This is a genomic window from Streptomyces sp. OfavH-34-F (assembly GCF_022347745.1).
In the GTDB taxonomy this organism is placed as follows: Bacteria; Actinomycetota; Actinomycetes; order Streptomycetales; family Streptomycetaceae; genus Streptomyces.
In genome coordinates, this window is the sequence record NZ_JAKRGC010000474.1 from 1 (window position 1) to 3,512 (window position 3,512).

Consider the following 3,512-nt stretch of genomic DNA (forward strand, 5'->3'; position numbering starts at 1 on the left):
CGCCGCCGTCCAGGCCCTGCGCGACCTGCGGGCCCGGGGCATCGTCGTCGACGGCGTCTCCGGGTTCGGCGAGCGGTTGGTGTCCGGGCTCGCGGACCACAGCGACCCCGCCGACACCGTGCACGCCGACCGGCTCCTGCTGCTGCGGGCCGGCGAGGACCTGTACGCCCACGAACCGCGGCGCGGCCGCAGCTTCCGGCTCGGCCGCGACGTCGCCGAGGCCGCCGAGGCGCTGCTCGTCTGCGACTCGGCCGACCGGGCCGCCTCGTACGTGGAACGCGCCCGCCTCGACACCGTGGGCGAGCGGTTCGGCGCCGCCGGGCTGGCCCTGACGACGCGGCCGCTCGCCGCAGCGGGGAAGTGACGCGGGCATGAGAACGGACGGGATCGCGCTGCCGGAGGCCGGCATCGCCGGACGGGCGGCCACGCTCCTCACCGAACTCGGTGAGCGCGCCGAGTGCTGCAGCCTCTACGACGAGGACGGCTCCTCGATCTACCACGAGCTGGCCCAGCAGGACCACCACGAGGTGCGGGAGCTGATCTCCCTCGTCCGGGGCACCGTCCCCGGACCCGTGCTCGACCTCGCGGCGGGCTCGGGCCGGCTCACGATGCCGCTGCTCGCCCTGGGACGCGAGGTCACCGCGCTCGAACTCTCCCCGAGCATGCTCGACCTGCTGCGCGAACGCCTCGACCGGGCGCCGGCCGGGCTGCGGGGCCGGGCCACGCTCGTCCAGGGCGACATGAGCGACTTCGCGCTGGGGCGCGCCTTCTCCTGCGTGGTCCTGGCCACCACCTCGATCTCGCTGCTGGACGAGGCCGGCCGCGCGGGGCTCTACGCCTCCGTGCGCCGCCACCTGGCACCCGGCGGCAGGTTCCTGCTCACCACGGTCGACCTGGACGCGTCGGCCCCCGCCGAGCGGGAGCTGAACTTCAGCACGGCGGCGGGCAACGACTACCGGATGTTCGAGTACTGGGAACCCGGCATGGAGGCCCGCGTCGTCTCGATCTTCCCCGCCCGGTACGACGAGGGCCCGGTACGGGTGGGCCTCACCAGCATCCGCGTGCTCCCCGCCGACCAACTGGAGGCGGAACTGGCCGCGGGCGGACTGCGGGTCGCCGCACGCCACGCGCTGCCCCCGGTCGGCGAGCGCCACCACAGCACACTCCTCGAAGTGGAGGTCGCGGCATGACCACGACGGATACGCCCCCGGTCCAGGCCACCGGTCCCGAGACGGCGGGCGCGGGCACCGCGGCCCTCTGGCCGAACCTCCTGCCCCCCGAGCACCACGGCAAGGACGAGCTGTGCACCGTCTCCGCCCACGGCGTCCGGGTCCGCTTCGCCGACGGCCGGGAACTGCTCTGCGGCTCCAGCGGCCTGTGGAACACCAACATCGGCTACGGCAACGAGGCGGTGGCCCGGGCCGGCGCCGAGGCCCTGCTCAACGCCTCCTACCTCAGCACCTTCCGCTACGAGAACGTGTACGCACGCCGCGCCGCCGAGGCCCTGGTGGACGTCGCGGGCGCCGGGCACTACGGCCGGGTGCTGTTCTCGACCTCCGGCGGAGCCGCCAACGACCTGGCCATGAAGGTCGCCCGGCACTACCACGCGCTGCGCGGCCAGGAGCGCCGCAAGGTCGTCGTCGGCCTGCGCGGCAGCTACCACGGGCTGACCTTCGGCGGCTTCGCGCTCACCGGCGAGGACCTGGGGCAGCAGCTGTACGGGGTCGACCAGCGGCTCGTCCGGCACGTGCCGCCGAATGACACCGGGGAGCTGGAGCGGCTCCTGGCCCGGCAGGGCGCCCAGATCGCCGCCGTCGTCGTCGAGCCGGTGCTCGGCTCCGGCGCGATCCCGCTCGACGACGCGTACATCGCGGACCTGCTGCGGCTGCGCGAGGAGCACGGCTTCCTGCTCGTCGCGGACGAGGTCGCGACCGGCTTCGGCCGGACCGGCGACTTCTTCGCCTCGCAGCGCTGGCCGGCCCCGCCCGACCTGATGATCGTGTCCAAGGGGCTGACCAACGGCACGAGCGCCGCCGCCGCCGTCATCGCCGCCCGCACCGTCGCCGACGCCTTCCACGAGGCGGGCGCGCTCCTGAGCCACGGCGAGACCCAGGCCGGGACGCCCGTCACCTGCGCGACGATCCTCGCGACGCTCGCCGAGATGAGCCGCATCGACGTGGTGGCGCGGGCCCGCGTGCTCGGCGAGACGCTCACCCGGGAACTCGACGCGCTGACCGCCACCCACCCCTACGTGGCCGGCAGCACCGGGCGCGGCTGCTTCCGGTCGGTCCGCCTCACCGCGGAGCCCGACGGCACCGAACCCTTCCCGCTGACCGAGGTCCCCGCGCTCGTCACGGAGATCCGGCGGGCGGGCGCGATCGTCCACCCCGGCCTGCACGGCGTCCAGCTCATCCCGGCGCTCACCTACACCGAGGCCGAGGCCGCCGAACTGTTCGCCTGCGTGCGGGCGGGGCTCGACGCCCACCTGGCGAACACCGGGAGGGCGACGGCATGACCTCGGCCGTGCTCCCGCCCCCCGACCGCGTCACCCTCGCCGGGATCGCGGCGCTCGCCGCCCGCATCGGGCAGGACCCCGTGGTGGACGCCCCGGGCCGCACGGTCCTGCTCGTGGACGTAGGCGTCCTGGACACCCCGGTCCACCGCCGCCTCACCGAGGTGCTGGGCGTACGCCCGTACGAGTCCCTGGCGCTGACCGGCGCCGGAGACGTGGACGGCGTACTCGCGCTCGGCGCGCGGCTGGAGGGCGCGGCGCGGGTGTTCGCCCTCGGCGGGGGCGCGCTGTTGGACCGGGCGAAGCTGGCGACGCTCGCCGCCGCGGGCCGGGCGGTCGCGGGCCGGCTGACCGTGCCCCAGCGCTCCGGACTCGTCGTCCTCACCCGGGTACCGCCGCGCCCCATGCCGCTGATCGCCGTGCCGACCACCATCGGCACGGGTTCGGAGGCCAGCGCGGTGGCCTGCCTCGGCTACCCGGACGCCAAACGGCTCGTCATGGCGGCCGAGTTGCGGCCCGAGTTCGCGGTGCGCGATCCGCTCGCCGTCGGGACGCTGCCCCGGCACCTGTTCGTCGAGGGCGTCCTGGAGGCGTTCTTCCGCCTGGTCAGCCCCTACATCGGGGACCACGCCGACCAGCCGGAGCCGGACGCGCGGGTGCGGGCGGGGGCCGCGGAACTGCTGCGCCTGGGCTACGAGGTCGTCGCCACAACGCGGACCGGAGCACCCACCACGACCACCCAGCGGGAGCGCGCGGCCCGGCTCAGCGCCGAGATCCACACCCGGCACTTCCACGACGAACGCGACCCGTACGCCGTGAAGGGCTGGCTGGTCGCCAACGAACTCTCCACCGTGCTCGGCCTGCGGAAGATGACGGCGGTCGCCGCGCTGCTGCCACCGCTGTGGCGGGCCGTCGACCGGGGCGAGACGCGACTGGGCTCCAGGCGGCGGCTGCGCGGGCTGTGGTCCGCCGTCCGCGCCGGGGCCGGACAGCCGCTCCC

General features: G+C 75.4%; 4 protein-coding genes. All 4 read left to right on the forward strand.

Translation table 11 applies throughout. The features are described from left to right. On the forward strand, nt 1-364 hold a 364-nt coding region (locus tag MHW47_RS33510), incomplete at its 5' end, for a hypothetical protein (protein ID WP_374230190.1). A gap of 7 nt (nt 365-371) precedes the next feature. After that, the gene (gene mpaM / locus MHW47_RS33515; RefSeq protein WP_239227615.1) at nt 372-1,190 is read left to right on the forward strand and encodes a daptide-type RiPP biosynthesis methyltransferase; all 819 of its coding nucleotides are present in this window, start codon (nt 372-374) and stop codon (nt 1,188-1,190) included. Next, nucleotides 1,187-2,515 (forward strand): daptide-type RiPP biosynthesis aminotransferase, encoded by a 1,329-nt coding sequence (gene mpaD / locus MHW47_RS33520; RefSeq protein ID WP_239227616.1) that lies wholly within the window; start codon nt 1,187-1,189, stop codon nt 2,513-2,515. The genes mpaM and mpaD overlap by 4 nt, the downstream gene beginning before the upstream one ends. Further along, nucleotides 2,512-3,512 (forward strand): daptide-type RiPP biosynthesis dehydogenase (mpaC, locus tag MHW47_RS33525; RefSeq protein ID WP_239227617.1); only part of this gene is annotated, 1,001 nt, incomplete at its 3' end. The genes mpaD and mpaC, both read left to right, overlap by 4 nt.